Genomic DNA, 16,675 nt, shown 5'->3' on the forward strand with positions numbered 1-16,675 from the left:
CATGAACCTTGGCAGAAGAACGCGCCGCGCCGTCACCTCGCTGCTGGCATTCACGATGCTGACCGGCGCGCCGCAGGCTTTCGCGAAGGAGGCTCCGGTCGCATCGCAGGCACAGGCGGCGGCTCGCCCCAACATCCTCTTCATCCTGATCGACGACCTCAAGCCCGCGATCCACGGCTACGGCGACCCGACCGCCATCACGCCCAACATCGACCGCCTGATCGCGCGCGGCACGCGGTTCGACCTTGCGTATGCCAACCAGGCGGTCTGCGCGCCCAGCCGCCTCAACCTGATGAGCGGGGCGCGTTCGACGTCCTCGGGCATCTACGATTTCGGCATGAACCTGCGCGACTTCATGCCGAACACGGTCACGCTGCCGCAGTACTTCATGAAGGCGGGTTACCGCGCGGAAAGCATGGGCAAGGTCTTCCACATCGGCCACGGCACGGTGGGCGACCCGCAGAGCTTCTCCGTCCCGCCGCACAAGGATCACGTCATCGAATACGTCTCGCCCGAGGCGCTGGCGGTGGGCCATACGCGCGAGGAGGCGCTGTTCAACGAGTTCGAACTGCCTGACGAGGACGTCTGGGAATTCTCGCGCACGCTGCCCAAAGGCGTCGCCTGGGAAGACCCCGACGTGCCCGACGACGCCTATGCGGACGGGCGGACGGCGCAATATGCCATCGGCCGCCTCGATGCGCTGAAGGGCTCGAAGCAGCCGTTCTTCCTCGCGGTCGGCTTCGCGCGCCCGCACCTGCCGTTCTCGGTGCCGAAGAAGTACTGGAACATGTACGATCCGGCGAAATTGCCGATGCCGCAGTTCGAGCGTATGCCCGAAGGCGCGCCCGCCTTCGCGGGCAAGGTCGGCGGAGAGATCAACGCCTATACCCCGGTCCCGCCGGAGACGCCCGAGGCGCAGTACCCCGATGAACTCAAGCGCAAGCTGATCCACGGCTACTACGCGGGCGTCAGCTATACCGACGCGCAGATCGGCAAGGTGCTCGACGAACTGGAGCGCACCGGCCTTGCCGAGAATACCATCGTCGTCCTTTGGGGCGACCATGGCTATCACCTCGGCGACCATGCAATCTGGACCAAGCACACCAATTACGAGCAGGCGGCGCACCAGCCGCTGATCTTCGCAGGTCCGGGCGTGGCGAAGGGCGCATCGACCCGCCAGCCCGCCGAGACGGTCGACATCTACCCGACGCTTGCCGCGCTGGCCGGGCTGCCTGCACCCAAGGGTCCGCAGCCGATGGACGGCATCAGCCTGAAGCCCGTGCTGGAGAACGGCGCGACACGCCTGCGCGGTTACGCCTACCACTTCTACAACCGCCCGCATCGCTGGGGCCAGGCGATCCGCACCGAGCAGTTCCGCCTCGTGCGCTGGACCCACGACCAGACGGGGGAGCGGGTGTTCGAACTCTACGACCTCGTCAACGATCCGGGCGAAACCCGCAACATGGCGGCGGACAAGCCCGAGGTCGTGAAGGAACTCGACGCCGTGCTCGACCGCCAGCCCAAACCCAAGCCGCTGCCCAAGCCGAAGGGCAAAGCCTGACCGCTTGTCCCGAGACTGCGGTTGACACTCGGGGGCGTCCTCGGGGACATGGGGCGGGATCTTGCCAAGGCAGACTGAGGTAGCAGGACGAGTGGAAGTGGAAGTGGAAGCGGCATCGACTGCGGGCATGGTCCTGATTCCCGCAGGCACCTTCACGATGGGATCGGACAGGTTCTATCCCGAGGAAGCTCCGCTGCGCCGCGTTTTCGTCGACGCTTACTGGATCGACGAGATTCCGGTGACCAACCGACAGTTCGCGGCTTTCGTGGAGGCGACCGGCTACACGACGGTCGCCGAGATCGCGCCCGACCCCAGGGACTACCCCGATATGCTGCCGGGCATGGACCGCGCCGGGTCGCTGGTCTTCCACAAGAGCCCGGTCCCGGTCGATACCTCGAACCCGGGCAACTGGTGGCGGTTCGAATTCGGCGCGGACTGGCGCCATCCGCTCGGCCCCGGCAGCGACATCGAAAGCCTGGGGCTGTGGGACCATCCTGTCGTCCAGGTCGCCTATGCCGATGCGGAAGCCTATGCCCGGTGGAGCGGGAAGGAACTGCCCTCGGAGGCGGAATTCGAATTCGCCGCACGCGGTGGCCTCGAAGCCGCAGACTATGCCTGGGGCGACACCCTGGCTCCGGACGGCGCGATGATGGCCAATTACTGGCAGGGCCTGTTCCCCTTTGCCAACCAGATGCTCGACGGGTGGGAGCGCACGTCCCCGGTCAAGACATATCCGGCGAACGGGTACGGCCTTTTCGACATGATCGGCAACACTTGGGAGTGGACCAGCGACTGGTGGAGCCAAACTCCGCGAGGCGCCAGAAAGGCTCCTGCGTCAAAATCGTGCTGCATGGCGAGAAACCCGCGCGGCGCGAAATTGAGTGACAGCTTCGACCCAGCCCATCCTGGGGTCAGGATCGGTCGAAAGGTACTCAAGGGCGGATCCCATTTGTGCGCCGAGAACTACTGCCAACGCTATCGTCCGGCTGCGCGGCACCCGGAAATGATTGACTCCGCGACGTCCCACATCGGGTTTCGATGCGTATCCCGCGATAGTTAAACGTGAAAATTGTCCAAGCCGGACCGAATGGCCGCGTCCGAAAGCCGGAAGTGGGCCGCCGTACGGCGACACAGGGCGCACAGAAAACCGACCGGTTTGCGCAAGGTGAACGGCGAGTTACGGCAGAAGCGGACGCCTTCAAAGTAGCGCTAGGGCAAAAAGAAGCTCATTCGTGCAATGTCGTCAAGCAAATCGGGACCGGTTGATTCCCATCCCAGTCGGCTGCGGGTCCATGCGCTCGATGCGCTCATATCCAGGCTTGCGAACATGGCGAACCAGCCAAAATAGCTTGGCGCCTCCTCGGTGGGGATCGATACCACCGGCTTGCCAAGCCCTCTGCCCACCGCCTTTGCGATCTGATGGAAGGGCACACCCTCTTCGGCGACGGCATTGTAGCGTTCGCCTGCCTGGCCCCTTTCCATCGCCAGGCGGAACAGTCGTGCGACGTCGGCGACCGGTGCGGCCGACCAGCGATTGGCCCCTTCTTCGACAAAAGCTACCATTTCCTTCTCGCGGCACAGCGCAACATAAGGCGTGACCAGGCCCTGTTTCACATCGTCGTGCACCTGAGGCAGGCGCACCACGCGAACGTCGACGCCGCTCGCCAACACATCATTGCCCGCAAGTTCGGATGCGATCCGCGGAACCGGGTGATCGAGGTTGAGTACGGCCTCGATCGCTGGCTCGCTATTTCCCCGCTCGCCAATCCCGACCGCAGACGTGATGATGAGGGGACGCGCCGAACCTTTGAGTTCAGCACCGAGCGCCCCGATCACGCGACGGTCCTGCTCGCAATTGGCCACATAACGGCTGAAATCATGATCGAAGGCGGTGTGGATGACGGCGTCGGCCTGCGCTGCTCCTGCCCGCATAGCATCGAGGTCGCCAAGCTCCGCTCGATGGACCTCGGCGCCCATCATCGCGAGCGCTTTTGCGCCAGAATCCGACCGGGTCATGCCAAGCACCTGATGGCCGGCCCTGATCAGTTCCTGCGCCACCTTTGCGCCGATAAACCCTGTAGCACCCGTTAGAAAGACACGCATGCCATCACTCCATGATTGCTGGGCCCTCACTCTCGGCGCATAAGCTATCGTGCTAAAGTAGTGACTTTATCATGGTATAATCTTCAACTGGATGCCCCGATGGATGACAGCAAAGACTTCGGTGCTTTCCTGCGCGATCGCCGTGCGCGGCTGGACCCGGCCAGCTTCGGCTTTGCCCGCGGGCGCCGCCGCACGCCCGGCCTGCGGCGCGAGGAGGTAGCGCAGCGCGCCAATATCAGCCCGACCTGGTACACTTGGCTCGAACAAGGGCGCGGCGGGGCGCCCTCGGCCGACGTGCTCGATCGGATCGCCTCGGGCCTCATGCTTACCCAGGCCGAACGCGAACATATGTTCATGCTTGGCCTCGGCCGGCCACCGGAAGTGCGCTATCATCATGCGGACAGCGTGTCGCCGCGGTTGCAGCGCGTGCTCGATGCGCTCACGACCAGCCCCGCAATCGTGAAGACGCCGACTTGGGATGTGCTCGCCTGGAACAAGGCGGCCGCCTTGCTGCTGACTGACTACGGAAAACTGCCGCCCGGCGAGCGCAACGTGCTGCGCCTGATGTTCAGCAATGCACATGTGCGTGCTGCGCAGGACGACTGGCAGGCGGTCGCGCGCTTCGTCGTCGGAGGATTGCGCGCCGATGCCGTCCGTGCAGGCGCAAGCGCCGAGGTTGCGCAGTTGGCCAAGGAACTTTCGCGCATGAGCCCAGAATTCGCGGCGCTGTGGAACGACAACGACATTACCGGCCAAGGTGACGGGCTCAAGCGGCTGCATCACAGCAAGATCGGCTTGATCGAGCTCGAATTTTCCACCTTTGCGGTCGACGGCCGCACTGATCTGGCCATGGTCGTCTACAATCCGATCATGCCCGAAACCGCCGAACGGATCGCAGCTTATGTCTCGAAAGGAAGCTTCGCAGATGGGGATGTTTAACCGGGGCGCCTCGCATTGACTTTTTGTTTGGAACCTAACAATATTGTTGGGTGGCTAGCAAACTCGACAGTTCGAAACGTGGCGCTGTGGCGGCCTGGGCCAAGCGCAGCTATTTTGCCGGACGCGCCGTGCTGGAGACGATGCTGCGCCCCCATGGGCTTGGATCGACGCAATGGTACGTCCTCTACCAGCTGGCGCATGACGGCCCGACGATGCAGCGCGATCTGCTGCGTATCCTGCAGATCGAACGCGCAACGCTGAGCGGCGTGGTCGGGGCGCTGGTGCGCGCCGGCCTTGTCGAACAGATTCCCGATCAAATCGACCAGCGGCAGAAACGGCTGCAATTGACGAAGTCCGGCGCCGCACTGTGGGCGACGCTTCCCGATCCGATTTCGCTCATCCATCACACCGCCTTCGAAGGGTTCGACGATGCCGATCTCGAAACCGCAGCACGGGTGCTGCGCATCGCGACCGAGCGGCTCGACGCCTTGTCCCGGAAAGGACCCTCGCAATGACAATCCTCATCACAGGCGCGACCGGCCTTGTCGGCGCGCGCCTCCTGCCACGGCTGATCGCGCAGGGTGTCCCCTGCAAGGCGCTGCTGCGCTCGGGGAAAGCGGCTCCCGATGGCTGTCAGGCGGTTGAAGGGGATTTGCTCGATCCTGCAACTTTGGCGGAGGCGCTGACGGGAGCGAGCACGATCATCCACCTTGCAGCGGTCTTTCGCACGCCGGACACCGACCTAATCTGGAAAAGCAATCTTGAGGGGACGTGCAACCTGATCGATGCGGCAAAGGCCCATGCTCCCGATGCGCGGCTCATCATGGCAAGCACCAGCCTCGTCTATGACAAGGATGCCGGCCGCCCGGGACGCGAGACGGACCGGTCCGAGCCCGTCCAAGCCTATCCCGCAAGCAAGCTTGCTGCTGAAGCCGCGCTCAAGAGCAGCGGTCTCACCTGGTCGATCCTGCGCTTCTCCTTCGTCTATGGTGATGGCGACGGGCACCTCGAAACCTTGCCCAAGCTTGCGGTCCAGGCTGGCTTTCACCCGGCGCAGCGAATGAGCATGATCCATCATCGCGATATAGCGGTTGCCATAACCCTCGCGCTCGACGGCGCGATGGACCGCCGGATCGTGAACCTCGTCGATGAGGCACCAATGTCGCTGTTCGAGCTTTGCGAACTCGTCGGCGAGGCGATGGCCCCCTCTGCGGAGCCGCTGGCCTATCCCTGGTACATGCAGGCCGACGGCACGCTTGCGCGGCGACTGGGTTTTCGGCCAAGCGTCAGGACCGTCTATCAGGCGGTCGAGGAAAGCCTGATGTAGCGGATCGGCGCGACGCTCAGGCTGGTGGGACGGTGCGGGCGAACGGATTACCCGTCAGTTCCTGCGACATCTCCCACAGCCGCGTGGCAACCGTCTGGTCCAGCGCTTGCGGCGGAATCTTCGCGGGCACCGGATGGCCGCGCGTCTCGCCGAGACTGTCTGGGCCATAATAGCCACCGCCCTTGGCTTGTGGTGCAGTCGCCGCGAATAGGGACGGCAATGCGCCTTGAGCTGCAGGCTGGAACAGGAACCAGAGTAGCGACCGGGCGACGCCGATCGCGCTGCGCCGGCCCGGCGCATTGTGGAGCAGGTCGGTGCGGGAGACGCCAGGATGCGCCGCGATGCTCGAGACCCCCCAGCCGTGCGCCATGCTGAGGCGCTCGAGTTCGAACGAGAACATCAGGCAGGCAAGCTTCGACTGGCAATAGACCGGCATCGGATCATACCAGCCTTGCGCGTTGATATCGTCGAGATGAATCGCGCCTTGCCTGGCGGCGATACTTGAAAGCGTAACGACACGCGCCCTGGCGCCATTCATGAGCAGCGGCATCAACCGGCCGGTAAGCGCGAAATGGCCGAGATAGTTGATGCCCAGTTGCTGCTCGAACCCGTCGGCGGTAGCCTGCCATTCGGGCGGTCGCATGACGCCCGCATTGTTGACGAGGATATCGAGACTGCTGCGCTGCTCGTGCAGACGGTCGGCAAAATCGGTAACCGAAGTCAGGTCCGCGAGATCGAGACGTTCGAAGCAGATCGTCGCGGACGGCACCGCGGCGCGGATGGCATTGGCCGCCTCCGCGCCCTTTGCCGGGTTACGGCCTGCGAGGATGATCTCCGCACCGGCGCGCGCCAGCGCCAGCGCGGTTTCGAAACCGAGCCCGCCCGGGCCAGTGATGACGGCCGAGCGGCCGTATTGCGGGGGAATATTGGCGGATGTCCAGCGGGACATGGCAGTGCCTCTCGTCAACTTGGATGGTTGATGAAGAGGTAGAGCGTGGGCCCGTTTGCCGCATGCCCGAAGCCGGGAAAAACCTGCACGATCCTGCGAAACTGGAGCGACGCTGCCCGTGAGGCAGACATAGCCATGCTGCGCGAGATCGCCGTGCGAGATTAAACGACTGGCCTAGCCCTTGCCGACCTTACTTGCTCGAAGCGTCTCCTTGAAAAGTTCGAAGTCCGTCGTTCCCTCCCGATGGGGTGATAGAGGTGGTAGCCGGCGAACGGCTCGCACTATGTCTCGAGCAGACAGATGAGACGGCCATCGGCAATCGGCGCAGCTACCCGATGTTCCAGAATGTAGAGGACGCCGAACCCCTGGAGCGCGGCTGCGACCCGCAGGTCACGGTCGTCGAACCGGGCCACGGCCTGACGTGACCGGCCCGGCGATCCGAAGCAGCTTGCCGCGCGGATCGCAACGCTTGCATCGCAGGACGACCCGCCATCGCCGCTCATGTTCGGCAACCACGCTTGGCAGTGGGCCGGCACGAAGGTCGACAAGTAACGGGTGCAGATCGACCTATCTACCGATCGCTGCTGACCCATCAGCAGCCGGGCTGCCGACTAGCCCGCACCGACCTCGGCTAGCAGCGCCCGGCGCATCATCACGTCGCGCTTTGGCGCGATGCCGAAGTTGCGGCTGTATTCGCGGCTGAACTGGGAGGCGCTTTCATAGCCGACCTGATAGGCGGCGTCGGTCACATTGGCGGCTTCGGCGATCATAAGCCGCCGTGCCTCGAGCAGGCGCAACTGCTTCTGGAACTGGACCGGGGTCATCAAGGTGAGCGCTTTGAAATGCTGATGGAAGGAGGACGGGCTCATCCCAGCAATATCGGCCAGTTGCTCGATACGCAGCGTTTGCGCGAAATTCACGCGCATCACCCGGATCGCCCGGCTGACACGCTCAAGATGGCTTTCGGGCATCACCTGCTTGCTGACCTCGCCGCCATGCGGACCGGTGAGTAGCCAATAATAGATCTCGCGCATCACCGCCGGATAGAGGATCGGCACCGCCTCTGGCGTCTGCGCCATTCGCATCAGCCGCACCAGGCAATCAGTAAGCTGGTCGCCGATCTTGGTCACGAACAGGCTTGGGCCGTCATGGCTTCTGGGCGCGGGAGGCTTGGGCAGTTGTTCGAGTACGCTGCGCAGCAACTCAGCGTCGAACTCGATGACCATTCCGAGAAAGGGCTCATCGGGACTGGAGCCGACGATCCGCCCCGTTGCCGGGATCTCCATGTTGACGATCAGACATTCCATCACGCCATATTCAAGCGACTGGCCACCGAACTCGATTTGCTTGAGGCCTTCGAACACGATGCAAAGCGACGGCTTGTAGATCTGTGGATTGGCTGGAACGTGGCGCTTGGCGCGGATCACGTTGACGCCGGGCATCGGCAGGGGGAACTGGCCTTCGCCGCCGCCGAGCGCATTTACATGCGCGAGCACGCTGTCCCGCAATTGCGGCGGCAGACGATTCTCCGAGGCACGCGGCAGCACCGCGCGGGCGTCATTTGTAGGAAAAGGCAAGATTCTTGCGGTTTCCGGCATTCTGCTCATCGAACACTCCTTATAGCTTGATGGTCCCAATCAGCCGAGGAGTGCCTCTATAATGCCGCTCTCCGCTAAGAATGCAACAGACATACTAGCGTGGTCGTCAGATGACAGCGCCTTCTCAATCCCTTCATTGATAATCAAGCGGCACACCGCGGGCTTTCTTGCTGTATTGTTTCTGGTCAGCGTACTTTGCCAGGTCGACCGGATACTGCTTTTCATCCTGGCGGAGACAATCAAGACCGAACTGGCGCTCAGCGATACCCAAATCGGGTTGGTGACCGGGATCGCTTTCGCGGTCTGCTACACGCTACTCTCGTTGCCTTTGGCCCGGGCCGCAGACCGTGGTTCACCGCGGCGCATTCTCGTATCATGCATATTGGTCTGGAGCCTGATGACGGCGCTGGGCGGCATCGCTGGCAGCTTCGCGCTGCTTGCGGCGACCCGCTTCGGCGTCGCGCTCGGCGAAGCCGGCGCCATTCCTTCGGCCCATGCCCTCATCACCCGCCGGATCGGCGCGAAACGGCGCGGCATGGCCATCGCCATCGTCTCTATGGGCATTCCGATCGGCACGATGGTCGGCTTCGCCGCTGGCGGGGCCATCGCCGACAGCCTAGGATGGCGCATCGCGCTGGTCGGTGCCGGTGTGATCGGCGGAGTGCTCGCCGGCCTTGTCTGGCTGGTCACGGGTCCGACGCCGCCGCATGCGGCCACGCTCGCGCACAACGAATCGGCGCGCGCCGCCAGCGGCAGGCTGCTGGCCGTGCCGGCCTTTCGTTGGTTAATGCTGGGCAGTGTGGCACTCGGCTTCGCTTCAGCCGCCTTCTACTCCTTCACCGCCCCATTCCTCATTCGCACGCACGGCTATAGCGCAAGCGAAGTCGGGCTAAGCTTCGGCCTCCTGCAAGGCGCGATCGGGATCGTCGGCACGCTCACTGGCGGCCGCCTGTTCGACCGCGCGGTGCAACGCGGCAACGGGCGGCTGCTCGGGCCGCCCTCGATCCTGCTCATCCTCGCCGGGCTCACGACCGCGGCCGCGCTCTTCGCCCCCCATGGCGCGCTGTCTATCGCGCTGTTCGTGCCTGGCATGCTGTCGTTCGCGTTCCTGCTCCCCGGCGCCTTCGGAGCGGCCCATCTGATTGCCGGCGCCGGCCATCAGGCGCTGGCGTCCAGCCTTCTGCTGATCACCTCGGGTCTGTTCGGCCCCGCCTTGGCGCCGTTGTTCGTCGGCATGGTGAGCGACTGGGCGAGCGCCAATGCCGTCCCGAATGGTCTGGGCCTCGGGCTTCTCATAGGCCCCGTCGCAAGCATCGGGGCAGGGCTTGCGGTGCGCATCGCCGATCGCCGCATCACACCGGATCTTCTCACTTACGCACCCGCTTCGGACCATGGCCGCCCCCGCCCATCGGTCTGACCAGAGGCCGCCGAGGAGTAGCCCGACCATCGGGCACCTTCGGCGGCCCAATTCTTCCCGACCGACATGGAGACTTGAATGCGCCTTTTGACATTGATCCCGTTCGCCTGCGCCTTGGCCACGGCCACGAACGCGCAAGCCCAACAGGTCGCGCGCGATGACGGCGCGCCCCACGGCATGGTGGCGCTCGGCGCCGGCGTGGTTCCTGAGTTCGATGGATCGGGAGATGTCCGCCCGCTCCCCTTCGCTACCGCCGATATTCGCTGGAGCGGCGTGAACTTCCAAATCCGCGGTCCGGGAGTCCGTGTCGACCTGGTCTCCGATCCACGTTTTGCGTTTGGCCCGGTTGTCGCCCTTCGTCTCCCCCGCAACGATGCCGATGGCCGCCTGGGCTTTCTCCCCGAGATCGACACTGCGATCGAGGCAGGCGGGTTTGTCGGCTATCGCATCGGCGGTGACCAGTTCGGTCAGGGCGCGGTCCAGCTCGAGCTTTCGCTCGTCCACGATATCTCGAACACCCATGACGGCCTGCTGGCGACCGGGAGCGCGAGCTATGCCGCCATGCAGAACCAGGACATGTTCGTCTCGTTTGATCTGCAAACAACTTTTGCCAATGCGAACTATTCGCGCACCTATTTTGGGATCGACCAGGCTGGCGCCGCGACAAGCGGCCTTGCCGCCTATCGGCCGGGATCGGGCTTCCGCGACGTGGGTGGCGGCGTCACTGCGGGCTATTGGCTCAGCGAACGGTTGGGCGTGATCGCGCGTGCCGGCGCGACCTATCTTGTCGGCGACATGGCCGACAGCCCCGTCGTCGAGGAGGGGCGGCGCTGGCAACCGGCCGGCGGGCTCATGCTCTCCTATCGCTTCTGAGCCGCAATGCTGCAGGATCGGGCAGCATTTCTGGAGGATCGGGTGTTCGCATGACACGCGCACGGAGATAATCTTGAACAATGGCTTTTGTTCTTTCCGTCAATGGTCGGGTCTATCACGTCTATGAAGACGGCCAGACCCCGCTGCTCTGGGTCCTGCGCGATACGCTGGAGCTGACAGGCACCAAATATGGCTGCGGGGCCGCGCAATGCGGCGCCTGCACCGTGCATGTCGGAGGTCTGCCCGTGCGTTCCTGCGCGCTGCCCCTGGATAACGTGGGAGACACTCCCGTCGAGACGATCGAGGCGATTAGCGGGCCGCAGGCAGATGCGCTGCGCAGCGCATGGGTTGCGCGGGATGTGCCGCAGTGCGGCTTCTGCCAGTCGGGCCAGATGATGAGCGCTCTGGCGCTGCTCCGCACAGTACCGGCGCCGTCCGATGAACAAATCGACGCCGCAATGAGCGGCAATATCTGCCGCTGCGCGACGTATAACCGGATCCGTGCCGCGATCCACGACGCAGCCCAGGCGAGCGGGGGTGCGAACCTGTGAAGCGGCGCCGGCCGCGCAGCGAACGGCGCCGCCGACGCTTCGGCTGCCTGCCGATCCTGGCGCTGGTCATTGCGGCCGTTGTACTGCTACTCGCGATCCTGCTGCGCCCGCGCGAACTGCCGGAGAGCCAGACGCTGCCACCAGCACGTGTCCAGGTCCAGCGCGTCGACCTGCGACCCGTGTCGGCCTTCGCCGCCATCGCCGATCCAACTGCGCGCTCGGTAGCGCTGTTCGAAGAGGCGGGCCGCGTGATCCAGCATCCGCGCTGCCTCAATTGCCACCCGCGCAGCGATCGCCCGACCCAGACCGGTGCGATGCGCCCGCACAGCCCCGCGGTGCTGCGCGGTGAGGACGGGCATGGGCTGCCGCTGCTGCGCTGCGCGACCTGCCATGGCGACGCCAATGCCGAGCCTTCGGGAGTTCCAGGCAATCCCAAATGGGCGCTCGCCCCACCGGAAATGGCCTGGCAGGGCAAACGCCTGGGCGACATCTGCCGCCAACTGCTCGATCCTGCCCGTTCGCATATGCGCCGCGACGCGTTGCTGCACCATATGGCGCAGGACGAACTCGTCGGCTGGGCTTGGCATCCGGGTGGCGAGCGCACGCCCGCGCCGGGGAGCCAGGCGCAGTTCGGCGAACTCATCAAGGCCTGGCTCGAAACGGGCGCGCGATGCCCCGCCTGATCCCCCTTCACGAAAGGAGCCGTGCATGAGCGAGACGGAGACGCCACGGCGCGGCCTGCGCCTCACGCGCCGCAAGATGATTCTTGGCGGGAGCCTGCTCGGCGGCGCACTCGTCGTCGGCTATGGCGTCACCCATCCGATGGAACTGGGTGGCGCGATCCTGAGCGGCGGCGGCCGTGATCCCGAGCCGAGCGCCTTTGGCCCCTTCATCCGCATCGCGCCCGATGGCTGGGTGACGATCGTCAACAAGCAGCAGGAAATCGGCCAGGGCATCCATGCCGGGCTCGCCGCGCTGATCGCCGAGGAACTCGACGCGGATTGGGACCGCGTGCGCGTCATTGATTCGCGCGGCAATTTCCGGGCCTACGGCGTGCAGATGACCGCAGGGTCCAACGCCATCGCCTCCAACTTCGAACCGATGCGCAAGGCCGGCGCGGCGGCCCGCGCCATGTTTGTCGCGGCGGCTGCGCTGCGCTGGCATGTTCCGCGCAGCCAGATCGAGGTGCGCGACGGGGTGGTCTCGCATCTTGGCTCTGGTCGATCGGCAAGCTTCGCAGAGTTGCTCACCGATGCTGCGCGTCAGGCCACGCCGCAAGAGCCGACCCTCAAGCAGCCCAAGGATTTTCTGCTGGTCGGCACCGACCGGGTGCGGCGCAAGGACAGCCTGACCAAAAGCACGGGCGCGCAGGTCTATTGTCAGGACATCCGGCGGCCCGACATGCTCGTGGCCATGGTCGCGCACAGCCCGCGCTTCGGGGGCAGGCTGGCGCGGTTCGACGCGACTGACGCTCGCAAGATCAAGGGCGTGGTCGACGTGTTCGCGATCGAGAGCGGCGTCGCGGTGGTGGCGGAGGGGACCTATGCCGCGCGGCGGGGCCGTGACGCCCTTCGCCTCAAATGGGACGACAGCGAAGCCGAGACGCGTTCGAGCGCGGACCTTGTGCGCTGGTATCACGATATTGCCGCCGGGCGTTGCGATGTCGAACCAGCCGATTTCGCGATGAAGGGCGAGGATGCGGAGGCGCCGTTCAACGGCCCGATCGCCGAGTTCGCCTTCGACTTTCCCTACCTTGCCCATGCGCCGATGGAGACGATGGACTGCGTGGCCCAGGTCGATGGCTGGGACGTCAGGATCACCTCGGGCGCGCATCTCGTCACCGTCGATCAGGTTCAGGCGGCGCTGACCGCGCGGACCATTCCCGGCAAGGTCGATATCGAGGTAGTGCCGGCGGGCGGCTCGTTCGGGCGGCGCGGGCTCTTCACCTCGGATTATCTGGTCGAATGCGTGCGGATCGCCCAACGGACGGGCGGTCGCCCGGTCAAGCTGATGTGGACGCGCGAGGACGAGATGGCGGCGGGCTATTACCGGCCGATGTCGCATCACCGCGTCTCCGTCCAGCTGCGCCCCGATGGCTTTCCCGCGCGCTGGCGGTTTCACAGCGTGTGTCAGGGGCTATTGCCGGCCGGGCCCAATTTCACGGCCACGGAAGGGATCACGGACTCGCCCTATTTCTCGACCGCCACCACCGTCGATGGCAAGATCCACACGCCCTCCTTCCCCGTGCCGGTCACCTTCTGGCGATCGGTCGGCCATTCGCACACGGCGATGGTGATGGAGCATGGCATCGACCAGCTCGCGCGCCGGGCCGGACGCGATCCGGCCGACTATCGCCGCGCTCTGTATCGCAGGGCGGGAGATACGCGCCGGCTGGCAGTGCTCGACCGGCTGTGCCGCGAGGCCGGCTGGGGCAAGCCGATCGAGCCGGATTGGGCGCGCGGCATGGCCGTCCATGAGGCGTTCGGAACCCTTGTCGGTCAGGTTGCGGAGGTCCGTCTGGACGGCGAACGCCCCGTGGTGCGCCGCGTCGTCGCCGTGGTCGACTGCGGACTCGCCGTCGCGCCCGACCAGATCGCGGCGCAGATGGAAGGCGGGATCGGCTTCGGTCTTTCTGCCGCGTTATTCGGCGCGGTCACACTCACGGACGGGATCGTCCAGGAACGCAATTTCGACAGCTACCCGGTGATGCGGATGAACGAGATGCCGCACGTCGAGACGCATATCATGCCGTCTGCCAACAAACCGACCGGCATGGGCGAGCCCGGCGTTACACCGATTGCGCCGGCGGTCGCCAACGCGGTGCTGGCTCTGACCGGACACCCGACCGAAAGCCTGCCTTTTCTTAAGAACCAGGCCACCAGTAATGGTGGCCTGTGACCTCCGGGCGTTGGCGGTAAAAGGACAGTGGATGAAACCGACAGGCTTTCTCAACTGCGGCATTGCCCTTGCCGGAAGTCTTCATCTGCCGGGGAACTCCACGAGCGAAGAACGGCAGGTCGCGAAACAAGCGGACGTTCATGCCATCGCCGCTTAACGGCGGAAGGTGGTCGACGGCCGTCGAAATACCTGCCGGTCCGGACCTGGGGATCGAAATCTGGCTCAGGAACGGAAAGAATGGGTCGTCTATCACACGGAGTGAAACACTTTGGGTTGGGATTGTTCAGAATGTCGGCCTCAGACAGGCATATCCAAGAAACCTGCGTTTCGCATTGGTCCAGAGCCAGAGGGCCTGTTCCAATCAATTTTTTGGTGCGACGGTAAGTTTGACGTTCCCCTAACGGTCATCCGAGGCGTCGGGATGCGTCAATACTTCTCTGTTGGTCGGACGGTGCCGGCGCGCTCGGCGGCTTCCATGACCCGCAGCAGGTTTCCGCCTGCCAGCTTTGCCACGTCCTGGTCTTTCCAGCCCCTGCGCATCAACTCCGCCAGCAGTGTCGGATAGGTCGATACGTCCGAGAGCCCCTCAGGCAACTGGTTGCCTACGCCGTCGAAGTCCGAGCCGATACCGACGTGATCAACCCCGGCGACTTTCGCGATATGCTCGATATGATCCGCGACCTCGCTCAGCGTGACGCGCGGCGCCGGGTGGGCCTTCAACCACTCGGCGTAATCGGCGGCAGCCTTCTCGGGCTGGCCGATGTCGAGCCCGCCGAATGGCGGCGCATTGAGGCGCGTCTTCTCCGCCGCCGAATCCGCCGCCCAGCGGCGATAGGCGTCGGACACGTAAGGCGTCGCGTAGTTCACCATCACCACGCCGCCCTTGGCCTTGAGCAGTCGCAGGACGTCGTCCGACACGTTGCGCGGATGGTCGTCGACCGCCCGCGCGCTGGAGTGCGAGAAGATCACCGGCGCGCTCGACACCGCGATCGCATCGCGCATCACGCCTTCGCTGACGTGGGCGAGGTCCACCAGCATGCCCAGCCGGTTGAGTTCGCGCACCACCTGCTTGCCGAAGTCGGTGAGCCCGCCGTGCCGGGGATTGTCGGTGGCGGAATCGGCCCAGTCGATCGTCCGCGAATGGGTGAGCGTCAGGTAGCCCGCACCCAGCGCCGCGTAAGTGCGCAGGATCGACAGGTTGCCGTCGATCTGCCCGCCGCCTTCCACCCCGATCATCGAGGCGATGCGCCCCGAGGCATGGGCGCGGCGAACATCGGCGGCGGTGCGGGCCAGCACGAAGGCCTGCGGGTAGCGTCCGACGATCGAGCGCACGAGGTCGATCTGCTCGAGCGTTTGGATTACCTGCTCGTCGCCCGGCAGATCGGGTGAAACCCAGACCGACCAGAACTGCCCGCCGACCATGCCCTTGCGCAGCCGCGCGATGTCCGTGTTGTAGCGGCCGGGCGTGGCGGAAAGGTCGGTCAGGTCGAGATCCCAGCGCTTGTCGCCCTCGTTCTCGCGCAGGGCTTCGGGCCAGTCGTTGTGCCCGTCGATGAGCGGCGTTGAGCGCAGCACTTTGGCGACGCGCGCGGCGAAGTCCGCGTCGGGCGCGGCCGCGAAAGAGGGCGCCGCGGCGACCAGGCTCGACAGCATGACGAGAGCAGGCAGCGGTTGGATCATCATACTCCTTTCGCGCGGCGGCGCGGGGATGGCGGGGTGTCCTCGTTGGCCGGCGCGGCGTTCTGGCGCTGCTCTTCGTGGATGTGCAGCATCGCTTCCATCAGCGTGTCGTCCGCGCTGGACATGACACCGAGCACTTCGGCCTCTTCGCACCCTTCGGCGGCGAGGTAGGCGTGGCCCATGCTCGAATCTATGTAGAGCGACTGCCCGGCCTCAAGAACGACCGGATCGTAGAATTCGGTCTCGACCACGATGCTGCCGCTCAGGACATAGATGAACTCCTCGCCCGAGTGGCGCACGAGATCGCCGAACTGCTCGGCCGAGCGCGCGCGGATTTTCGTCACCACCGGGATCATCCGCTTCCGGCGCAGTTCGGTGCAGAGGTAGTAGTAGTCGTAGTTCGCCGTCTCGACCCGCACCGAACTGGCAAGATCGCCAAGGCTGCGGCGCGCGGTGACGGGCTGCGTCACGTCCTCGCCCGGCTCGGCGAAGAGTTCGGACATCCGAAGGCCCAGCCGCTGCCCGAGCGACTGCAGCTTGTCGTAGGTCAGCGTGAGGCGGTCATGCTCAATCTTGGAGAGGGTGGAGACCGGGATTCCACTGCGCTGGCTCATCTCCTTGAGCGTCCAGCCCTCCCTCGAGCGCAGACCGCGCAGCAATGCTCCCAAAGTCGGCGGCGAGGTCGGCACCCGGCATTCCTTTCAGCACCATTGACGAATTTTCCAATCAGGATAACATCGTCCTAATTGGAACACCTTTCCCCAATAGTATCGCCCCAT

At 64.8% G+C, this 16,675-nt stretch carries 16 protein-coding genes; 10 read left to right on the forward strand and 6 right to left on the reverse strand.

Annotated elements, in window-relative coordinates:
- Nucleotide 1 precedes the first annotated feature (1 nt).
- Together LO787_RS03830 and LO787_RS03835 are read left to right on the forward strand one after the other, a co-directional pair.
- Nucleotides 2–1,561, forward strand: a complete 1,560-nt coding sequence (locus LO787_RS03830; protein ID WP_232494542.1) for a sulfatase — start codon at nucleotides 2–4, stop codon at nucleotides 1,559–1,561.
- Nucleotides 1,562–1,688: 127 nt separating this feature from the next.
- Nucleotides 1,689–2,621 (forward strand): formylglycine-generating enzyme family protein, encoded by a 933-nt coding sequence (locus LO787_RS03835; protein ID WP_232496249.1) that lies wholly within the window; start codon nucleotides 1,689–1,691, stop codon nucleotides 2,619–2,621.
- A 149-nt stretch (nucleotides 2,622–2,770) separates the two neighbouring features.
- On the opposite strand, the gene LO787_RS03840 is transcribed toward LO787_RS03835, so the two are convergent.
- Complete coding sequence (locus LO787_RS03840; RefSeq protein ID WP_232494543.1) at nucleotides 2,771–3,664, reverse strand: SDR family oxidoreductase; 894 nt, start codon at nucleotides 3,662–3,664, stop codon at nucleotides 2,771–2,773.
- 99 nt (nucleotides 3,665–3,763) lie between these two features.
- Here LO787_RS03840 and LO787_RS03845 point away from each other — a divergent pair, with 99 nt between their 5' ends.
- Genes LO787_RS03845 through LO787_RS03855 form a run of 3 tightly spaced genes read left to right on the forward strand, consistent with a single transcriptional unit; the run spans nucleotide 3,764 to nucleotide 5,930 of the window.
- A complete protein-coding gene (locus LO787_RS03845; RefSeq protein ID WP_232494544.1) occupies nucleotides 3,764–4,603 on the forward strand; it encodes a helix-turn-helix transcriptional regulator in 840 nt (279 codons plus the stop codon).
- A gap of 50 nt (nucleotides 4,604–4,653) precedes the next feature.
- The gene (locus LO787_RS03850) at nucleotides 4,654–5,118 is read left to right on the forward strand and encodes a MarR family winged helix-turn-helix transcriptional regulator (RefSeq protein ID WP_232494545.1); all 465 of its coding nucleotides are present in this window, start codon (nucleotides 4,654–4,656) and stop codon (nucleotides 5,116–5,118) included.
- Entirely contained in the window at nucleotides 5,115–5,930 is an 816-nt protein-coding gene (locus tag LO787_RS03855; protein WP_232494546.1) for an NAD-dependent epimerase/dehydratase family protein, read from the forward strand. Before LO787_RS03850 ends, LO787_RS03855 begins: the two co-directional genes overlap by 4 nt.
- 16 nt (nucleotides 5,931–5,946) lie before the next feature.
- Here LO787_RS03855 and LO787_RS03860 read toward each other — a convergent pair whose 3' ends face one another.
- The gene (locus LO787_RS03860; protein WP_232494547.1) at nucleotides 5,947–6,879 is read right to left on the reverse strand and encodes an SDR family oxidoreductase; all 933 of its coding nucleotides are present in this window, start codon (nucleotides 6,877–6,879) and stop codon (nucleotides 5,947–5,949) included.
- Nucleotides 6,880–7,490: 611 nt separating this feature from the next.
- Nucleotides 7,491–8,486: an AraC family transcriptional regulator gene (locus tag LO787_RS03865; RefSeq protein ID WP_232494548.1), complete on the reverse strand. Its 996-nt coding sequence runs from the start codon at nucleotides 8,484–8,486 to the stop codon at nucleotides 7,491–7,493.
- A gap of 52 nt (nucleotides 8,487–8,538) precedes the next feature.
- On the opposite strand from LO787_RS03865, the gene LO787_RS03870 reads away from it, so the two are divergent.
- The 4 genes from LO787_RS03870 (at nucleotide 8,539) to LO787_RS03885 (ending at nucleotide 12,001) form a co-directional block, all read left to right on the forward strand.
- Nucleotides 8,539–9,894, forward strand: coding sequence for an MFS transporter (locus tag LO787_RS03870; RefSeq protein WP_232494549.1), 1,356 nt, complete (start codon nucleotides 8,539–8,541; stop codon nucleotides 9,892–9,894).
- A 78-nt stretch (nucleotides 9,895–9,972) separates the two neighbouring features.
- The gene (locus tag LO787_RS03875) at nucleotides 9,973–10,767 is read left to right on the forward strand and encodes a MipA/OmpV family protein (RefSeq protein WP_232494550.1); all 795 of its coding nucleotides are present in this window, start codon (nucleotides 9,973–9,975) and stop codon (nucleotides 10,765–10,767) included.
- Nucleotides 10,768–10,847: 80 nt separating this feature from the next.
- Nucleotides 10,848–11,318: a (2Fe-2S)-binding protein gene (locus tag LO787_RS03880; protein WP_232494551.1), complete on the forward strand. Its 471-nt coding sequence runs from the start codon at nucleotides 10,848–10,850 to the stop codon at nucleotides 11,316–11,318.
- Nucleotides 11,315–12,001: an Isoquinoline 1-oxidoreductase subunit gene (locus LO787_RS03885; RefSeq protein WP_232494552.1), complete on the forward strand. Its 687-nt coding sequence runs from the start codon at nucleotides 11,315–11,317 to the stop codon at nucleotides 11,999–12,001. The genes LO787_RS03880 and LO787_RS03885 overlap by 4 nt, the downstream gene beginning before the upstream one ends.
- 7 nt (nucleotides 12,002–12,008) lie before the next feature.
- Here the strand turns inward: LO787_RS03885 and LO787_RS03890 are convergent, their stop codons facing one another.
- Nucleotides 12,009–12,278 carry a hypothetical protein gene (locus LO787_RS03890; RefSeq protein WP_232494553.1) on the reverse strand — a complete coding sequence of 90 codons (270 nt, stop codon included), beginning with the start codon at nucleotides 12,276–12,278 and terminating at the stop codon, nucleotides 12,009–12,011.
- On the opposite strand from LO787_RS03890, the gene LO787_RS03895 reads away from it, so the two are divergent.
- Nucleotides 12,234–14,216, forward strand: a complete 1,983-nt coding sequence (locus tag LO787_RS03895) for a xanthine dehydrogenase family protein molybdopterin-binding subunit (RefSeq protein WP_232494554.1) — start codon at nucleotides 12,234–12,236, stop codon at nucleotides 14,214–14,216. The genes LO787_RS03890 and LO787_RS03895 overlap by 45 nt on opposite strands.
- Nucleotides 14,217–14,642: 426 nt before the next feature.
- Here LO787_RS03895 and LO787_RS03900 read toward each other — a convergent pair whose 3' ends face one another.
- The gene (locus LO787_RS03900; RefSeq protein WP_420847786.1) at nucleotides 14,643–15,899 is read right to left on the reverse strand and encodes a dipeptidase; all 1,257 of its coding nucleotides are present in this window, start codon (nucleotides 15,897–15,899) and stop codon (nucleotides 14,643–14,645) included.
- Complete coding sequence (locus LO787_RS03905) at nucleotides 15,896–16,585, reverse strand: helix-turn-helix domain-containing protein (protein ID WP_232494555.1); 690 nt, start codon at nucleotides 16,583–16,585, stop codon at nucleotides 15,896–15,898. The genes LO787_RS03900 and LO787_RS03905 overlap by 4 nt, the downstream gene beginning before the upstream one ends.
- Nucleotides 16,586–16,675 lie beyond the last annotated feature (90 nt).

This window comes from Novosphingobium kaempferiae, assembly GCF_021227995.1.
Classification (GTDB): Bacteria; Pseudomonadota; Alphaproteobacteria; order Sphingomonadales; family Sphingomonadaceae; genus Novosphingobium; species Novosphingobium kaempferiae.

What these genes read in the sequence shown, in the direction of transcription:
- LO787_RS03830 (WP_232494542.1), top strand. Translation starts at nt 2, where the DNA reads ATGAACCTTGGCAGAAGAACGCGCCGCGCCGTCACCTCGCTGCTGGCA.
- LO787_RS03835 (WP_232496249.1), top strand. Translation starts at nt 1,689, where the DNA reads ATGGTCCTGATTCCCGCAGGCACCTTCACGATGGGATCGGACAGGTTC.
- LO787_RS03840 (WP_232494543.1), bottom strand. Translation starts at nt 3,664, where the DNA reads ATGCGTGTCTTTCTAACGGGTGCTACAGGGTTTATCGGCGCAAAGGTG.
- LO787_RS03845 (WP_232494544.1), top strand. Translation starts at nt 3,764, where the DNA reads ATGGATGACAGCAAAGACTTCGGTGCTTTCCTGCGCGATCGCCGTGCG.
- LO787_RS03855 (WP_232494546.1), top strand. Translation starts at nt 5,115, where the DNA reads ATGACAATCCTCATCACAGGCGCGACCGGCCTTGTCGGCGCGCGCCTC.
- LO787_RS03860 (WP_232494547.1), bottom strand. Translation starts at nt 6,879, where the DNA reads ATGTCCCGCTGGACATCCGCCAATATTCCCCCGCAATACGGCCGCTCG.
- LO787_RS03865 (WP_232494548.1), bottom strand. Translation starts at nt 8,486, where the DNA reads ATGAGCAGAATGCCGGAAACCGCAAGAATCTTGCCTTTTCCTACAAAT.
- LO787_RS03870 (WP_232494549.1), top strand. Translation starts at nt 8,539, where the DNA reads ATGCCGCTCTCCGCTAAGAATGCAACAGACATACTAGCGTGGTCGTCA.
- LO787_RS03875 (WP_232494550.1), top strand. Translation starts at nt 9,973, where the DNA reads ATGCGCCTTTTGACATTGATCCCGTTCGCCTGCGCCTTGGCCACGGCC.
- LO787_RS03880 (WP_232494551.1), top strand. Translation starts at nt 10,848, where the DNA reads ATGGCTTTTGTTCTTTCCGTCAATGGTCGGGTCTATCACGTCTATGAA.
- LO787_RS03890 (WP_232494553.1), bottom strand. Translation starts at nt 12,278, where the DNA reads ATGGATGCCCTGGCCGATTTCCTGCTGCTTGTTGACGATCGTCACCCA.
- LO787_RS03900 (WP_420847786.1), bottom strand. Translation starts at nt 15,899, where the DNA reads ATGATGATCCAACCGCTGCCTGCTCTCGTCATGCTGTCGAGCCTGGTC.